Raw genomic sequence first — 6,566 nt, 5'->3', positions numbered from 1 at the left:
TCTAATCTATCAAGCAGCTTGATTAAAAGTGTTCAATTTATTATTGCAATTTACGTTTTTATTATTTTTCAAAGCATTAAGATAAATCATGTTTATAAGTGCTAATAAGATTACAGCTATCCATATTGTTTTTAAAACCAAAAACTTTTGAAGAATTGCTGAAACAATTGCACCAACTCCAAATGAAATTACTAATAACATATAATTTACTGCAGCTGTATGTTGGCTTTTATCTTCACCAAAGAAAAATGCGCTCCAAGCAACAACTGATTTCTTTAGATTTCCAGTTGTAAATGCATTATTATATCCCATTCCTTCAATTTTGCTGAATGATGCATTTTGAATGGCTAGTCCAAACGCAATTGCCGGCACAATATAATAATTAGGAACACTACGCGGCAAAAAACCAACAATTAAGCAAATAGCCAAAATTGGAAACAAACAAAATACTCTCCAATAATATCCTTTAACGTACTTATGGAAAAGACCTACTACGAGCAATCCTAAAGAAAAAGCGATAAATGTACTTGAACGGTTAATCATGCCAGCTATATTATGGTCAGCTAAAGCTGAACTGAAGAAAATAATGTTTCCAGTTTGTCCAGCAGATAATGTATGTCCCCTTTGAATATATGTATAGGCATCCACAAATCCTCCACAAAAAGTAAGAGCGCATGCTAATTGTCTAGATTCTGCAGGACGCTCATATTTATTAAAAATCTCTTTTAAATTCATTTCTTCATTAATTCCCCTCTTAATTTATAATCAGTTTACATTATAAACTTTATATAGAACAAAAATATAATTTCTTAAGATTATCTTTCAAATTACTTAATTTTATAGGGTTTTTGAGTTAGAATTACCTAAGTGGAATCACGGGATAAGAGACTGTAAAATAGTTTATTCATTTTATCCTGAAACTTTTATAGTCTATAACTATAAAGGTATAAGTAACTTGAAAGGATCGAATGCTTTGTGAATATTAATTTAGGAGAAGAAATTTCTCGTAGAAGACGTGAACAAAAACTTACACAGGAGGACTTAGCTGAACTTAGCGATCTTTCAGTTAATTTTATTTCACGCTTAGAAAGAACTAAAGATCAAAACATTAGTATTCAGAAGCTTGATTCAATAGCTCGGGCTTTGAACACTAGTACACCAGATATTATTAATAATGCTTATTCTGCTAAAAATATTAAGCTAGAAAATCATGTTAACAATACGCCAATTTTCATTCAAAAAGTTACTAATGAGTTAAGAAAATTACCAGACGATCAAGCTGAACGAGTATGTAAGTCACTCATCGTACTTTTAAAAGAAATGAATTAAAAAGAAGTTGCGAGCGCAACTTCTTTTTTTAGTCTTAAATTTCTATATTATTTATAACTACATCTTCTAGAGGCTTATCCATTTTATTTTTCTTTACCTTGGCAATTTCATCGACTACATCCATGCCATCAATTACTTGACCAAAAACAGTATGACGACCATCTAACCATGGGGTTCCTCCTTGCTTATAAGCATGAATAATTTCTTTAGGATAACCAGCTGGCTCCATTTGCTTGATGTAACGCTTAGGCATGTTCTTATTCTGGACGATAAAGAATTGACTGCCATTGGTATTAGGACCTGAATTTGCCATTGATAATGCACCACGAAGATTGAATAAATCACGTGAGAATTCATCTTCAAAAGGATGGCCCCAAATACTAGTGCCTCCAGTACCATTTCCTTCAGGGTCACCACCTTGAATCATGAAATCACTAATTACACGATGAAAAATAGTACCATCGTAGTATCCCTTTTTTGCCAATCGAACAAAATTTTCAACGGTCATTGGAGCTTGTTTTGGGAATAATTGAATCTTAATATCACCGTGATTAGTCTTAATAGTAGCACGAGGACCTGTAATATTTTCTAAATCTAGTTGTGGGTATGACATATATTATTATCTCCTTTAAATTTAAGATAAAAAAATGACTAGGGATATGTTCCCTAGTCATTTTTAGTAGAACCTAAAAATTAGCCTTCAAAAGCTTCTGTTAATGGTGGAACTACTTGTTTCTTACGTGATACAACACCAGGCAACTTAACTTCTGAATCATTAAGCTTCTTATCAAAAGCTTTTTCAAACAATTCTTTAGTTTCATTAGAACCAACTACTAAAGCTTCAGAATCTGAATCAAGAATGTTAGTGATTAAAAGCATAAACATGTCATAACCATTATCATTTGATGCTGATTCCATAGCCTTTAAAAAGGCATCCTTACGTTCCAAAGCTTCAGGTAGGTCAACTACATTGATTTGTGCTACACGTACGTTGTGGCCGTTTAAAGCAAAGCTCTTAGCATCTAAATCAATTAATTCTTCCTCTGATTTATTACTAATGTTAGTACCTGCTTTAAGCATTGCTAAACCATATTCTTTGTAGTCAACGTTGGCAATTTTTGCTAATGCTTCAACAGCCTTTTTATCATCATCAGTAGTAGTTGGTGATTTAAGAAGTAAAGTATCTGAAATAATAGCTGAAAGCATTAATCCAGCAAGTTTTTCAGGAATTTCAATACCATTTTCGTTAAACATCTTCCAAACGATGGTTGAAGTACAACCCATTGGTTCAGCACGATAGTATAAAGGATCTGCAGTATTGAAGTTCATAATTCTGTGGTGATCAACAACATGAGTAACCTTAACTTTATCGATATCTGAGACACTTTGTTGAGGTTCATTGTGGTCAACTAACATTACAGCCTTAACTTCTGGAGCAGCTTCTTTGATAACACGAGGAGCTTCAAAACCAAACTTCTTAAGGGCATATGCAGTTTCATCATTAGGCTCACCCAAAGCTACAGCTTCAGTGTTATAGCCTAATTTATTTTGTAAGTATGAAAATGCAATGGCAGTACCAATAGCATCAGTATCTGGATTTTGGTGTCCGAAAACAAATTCTTTTTCCATTGAATAAATTGCCTCTTTTTCTAACTTTTTATTTGATCTACTAATAGTTTACTAAAATTCTGATGCTTGTCCAAGAACTTTTCTCATTCTTTTAAGAGATTTTGCATTCTAGGTATTTCAAGCTTGCCTTTACGATAAACGTAGGAAATATGAAATCCATGATCTTCCTTCAAATAAATTGGAGTCAAATTGGTTGAGTCAATTTCATCACGATGGGCGTCATAATAGGATTGAGTAATAAAGGTATCGTAATCTGAATTCTCAGCCATTTTGATTAATTCTTTTGTAGATCCAATTTTAATAGGAATAATCGGCTTATTCTTTTTACCGAAGTATTCATGCATTAAAGGTGTCAAATAGAAATTGTCAGGATATGCGACCCATTTTCTATTTATAAAGCGTGAAACTGGACAAGTTTCTTCAGCTTCAACAGTTGTTTTATGAGTTAAAACTACTAATCGATCATCATAGAAGTGTTCGTAATTATACTGGTGACGTAAATTAGTATCTTCCTTCTTCGTATTGTCAGGTAAATACATAATCGCCATATCAACTTGGTTGGTATCCAACCTACGCCATAGCTCTTTACGATCAAAATAATTGATAGTAAAGGTTACATCAGGATATTTCTTATTAAATTCACCTAAGAATTTATGGAAAAGATCTGATTGAAGTGAATCCAAGATCCCTACAGAGATATGACCTTTATCTGCTTGAGTATATTCTTGAATATCACTTACAACTCCATTGATAGTATTAAGCAATTCAACTGCAGCAGTTTCCATTTCTTTCCCTGCTTCGGTTAAATATAACTTCTTACCCATTTGACCAAATAAGGGCGCACCAATAGCATGCTCAAGCTTTTTAACTTGTTGAGTTAATGCTGGTTGGGTAATTCCCAAAATTTGAGCTGCTTGGGTGTAGTTCATTGTATCAATTAGTTGTAAAAAATAACGTAATAATTTAGCCGACAATATTGTATCAGTTTTAGGCATAACAATTATCTTCTTTCTCGAAATTTTATTTTATGATAAGTCATGTCCCATAACATAATTTATTATCTATCCAAAAAGAAATAGTGTCAAAACAAATGTCTCAGCACTATTTTCTTTTTATAAAATGTTATTAAATAATAAGCATGATATTAATTCTGACTACTAATTGGACGACCTAATTCAATATCTGTTGGTGTACCATCTACCGTTGTATCGATAACAAATGAACCGTTTGAATAACGATCACCTAATGGATATTCATTAGTCTTAATTTCAATGTGACGGTCACTAGAGGTAGTAACATGTAGGATATGATCTTGAGCGTAAGGCATTAAAGCTACAATTCTATGTGGTTTAGTCTTTAGTTCGCGTAAAACTAATACCCCACGTTTGGCACGAGATACCTTATTAACTAAAGAAAGCTTAAATTGCTTAAATGCACCCCGTTGAGTAATTAAACCAACATGCATTAAATCGAGATACTGACTGTCAACTAAAACATAGCCGACTATATAATCGTCATCTTTAAGGTTAGCTGACTTAACCCCTACCGCTTTAGAACCTGACGTTGGAATTTCACTGATGTCATATCTAATTGCATATGCTCGATGAGTAAATAATGTAATTTCCTTTTTATCATTAGGATTAATTAGATCTACCCCAATCAATAAGCTATCTTTATTCTTTAATTTGATAGCTGTCATAGCACGTGATTTATAAGTTCTAGTTGGTTGCAAGTTAGTCAATCCAAGTTGTTTGATATAACCATCATTGGTAGCTAGAACAAAGTTTTTAGTTACGTTTAAATTATCGAATACAAAGACACGAATAATTTGTTCATCACTGTCTAATCCAATTTCTTGAGAAAGGTGTTGCCCAGTTTCTTTCCATTTAGTTTCTACTAACTCATGAACTGGTCGGTAGATAACATTACCATGATTAGTAAATAGATAAAGATTAGATAAAGTGGATAACGTATTTTCATAAATTACTTTATCTCCATCTGGTAAGCCATTATCGGCATCATCAGTAGATTGGTATGATCTAAGTGAAGAACGCTTTAAGTAACCATCACGACTGATTAATACACGTACTTGTTCATCAGCAACTAATGCTTTTTCATCAATTTTAACTTTAGCACTTTCTTCAGAAATCTCAGTACGACGAGGACTAGCAAATTCCTTTTTTACAGCTGATAGTTCTTTAATAATTTCTTTTTCTAAGGTCTTTCGGTCTGACAAAAGTTTACGGTATTTTTCTGCAAGTTTATTGAGCTTAGTTTGTTCGGCAATCAATGCATTAACATCAGTATTAGTTAATCTATAAAGTTGTAAAGAAACAATTGCCTCGGCTTGATTGTCAGTAAATTTATATTTGGCAACCAAGTTCTTTTTAGCGTCAGCCTTGTTTTTTGAAGCACGGATGGTCTTAATAACTTGATCAAGAATATCCATCGCATGAATCAAACCTTGAATGATTTCTAGACGTGCTTCAGCTTTATTTAAATCAAATTTGGTTCGCTTAGTTACAACGTCTTCTTCGTGTTCTAAGTAGGATGATAAGATACGCTTTAAGCCTACTTGAACAGGAGTCATATGATCAATTGCAACCATATTGAAGTTATAAGAAACCTGTAAATCAGTATTCTTAAATAAATAGTTTAAAATGTTTTGAGCATCTGCATCTTTTTTTAGTTCGATAACGATAGACAGACCATGACGGTCAGTTTCATCACGTACTTCAGCAATACCATCAATTTCTTTATTTAATCGAATCTCGTCAATCTTTTTGACTAAAAGAGCCTTGTTAACATCAAATGGAATTTCTGTTGCTACAATTTCTTGACGGTGTCCACGAATTTCTTGAATACTGGTTTTAGCTCTAACTTGAATACGACCTCTACCAGTTTTATATGCTTCCTTGATGCCTTTAGTTCCCATAACAATAGCACCAGTAGGAAAATCGGGGCCTTTCACAAAATTCATTAGATCTTCTAATGAAGCATCAGGATGTTTTAGCAAATAAATAGTAGCATCAATTACTTCACCAAGGTTATGTGGAGGAATCTCAGTAGCATACCCCGCAGAAATACCCGTTGACCCATTGACTAATAAATTAGGAAAACGGGCTGGCAAAACAGTTGGCTCATATTCAGTATCGTCGAAATTAAGAACCATTTTAACTGTTTGCTTATCAATATCTTGCAAAAGCATGTTTGATATTTTGTTTAAGCGAGATTCAGTATAACGCATAGCCGCAGGACCATCACCGTCCATTGACCCGTTATTTCCATGCATTTCTACTAATGGTTCACGCATCTTCCAATCTTGGGATAAGTGAACTAAAGCACCGTAGATAGAACTGTCACCATGTGGGTGAAAATTACCCATAATGTTACCAACAGCCTTTGCGGCCTTTTTAAATGGCTTATCATAGGTATTTCCATCTTGATACATTGCATAAAGAATGCGTCGCTGAACAGGCTTTAATCCATCACGAATGTCAGGTAAAGCCCGTTCTTGAATAATATATTTGGAATATCGCCCAAAACGCTCGCCCATAACTTGTTCAAGCGGCATTTCACGAATTCGTTCTTTTGTGGTCATTAATTAA

General features: G+C 33.5%; 5 protein-coding genes and 1 pseudogene. 1 reads left to right on the top strand and 5 read right to left on the bottom strand.

Features of this window, described 5'->3' with window-relative positions; translation table 11 throughout:
- Window positions 1-9: 9 nt before the first annotated feature.
- The gene (locus CP357_RS01505; RefSeq protein WP_198995832.1) at window positions 10-735 is read right to left on the bottom strand and encodes a YoaK family protein; all 726 of its coding nucleotides are present in this window, start codon (window positions 733-735) and stop codon (window positions 10-12) included.
- Window positions 736-975: 240 nt separating this feature from the next.
- Between CP357_RS01505 and CP357_RS01500 the strand changes: the two genes are divergently transcribed.
- Window positions 976-1,329: a helix-turn-helix domain-containing protein gene (locus CP357_RS01500; protein ID WP_098036385.1), complete on the top strand. Its 354-nt coding sequence runs from the start codon at window positions 976-978 to the stop codon at window positions 1,327-1,329.
- 34 nt (window positions 1,330-1,363) lie between these two features.
- Here CP357_RS01500 and CP357_RS01495 read toward each other — a convergent pair whose 3' ends face one another.
- From CP357_RS01495 to parC, 4 genes and pseudogenes are all read right to left on the bottom strand, one after another.
- A complete protein-coding gene (locus CP357_RS01495) occupies window positions 1,364-1,942 on the bottom strand; it encodes a peptidylprolyl isomerase (protein ID WP_098036384.1) in 579 nt (192 codons plus the stop codon).
- An 80-nt stretch (window positions 1,943-2,022) separates the two neighbouring features.
- Window positions 2,023-2,958: a manganese-dependent inorganic pyrophosphatase gene (locus CP357_RS01490; protein WP_025006106.1), complete on the bottom strand. Its 936-nt coding sequence runs from the start codon at window positions 2,956-2,958 to the stop codon at window positions 2,023-2,025.
- 86 nt (window positions 2,959-3,044) lie between these two features.
- A pseudogene (locus tag CP357_RS01485) lies at window positions 3,045-3,953 on the bottom strand (LysR substrate-binding domain-containing protein); the annotation flags it as partial.
- A gap of 149 nt (window positions 3,954-4,102) precedes the next feature.
- Complete coding sequence (gene parC / locus CP357_RS01480; RefSeq protein ID WP_098036382.1) at window positions 4,103-6,559, bottom strand: DNA topoisomerase IV subunit A; 2,457 nt, start codon at window positions 6,557-6,559, stop codon at window positions 4,103-4,105.
- Between the last annotated feature and the right edge of the window lie 7 nt (window positions 6,560-6,566).

The sequence above is a fragment of the Lactobacillus sp. UMNPBX6 genome (assembly GCF_002553975.1).
In the GTDB taxonomy this organism is placed as follows: domain Bacteria; phylum Bacillota; class Bacilli; order Lactobacillales; family Lactobacillaceae; genus Lactobacillus; species Lactobacillus gallinarum.
This window is presented reverse-complemented; position numbering and strand designations above follow the sequence as displayed.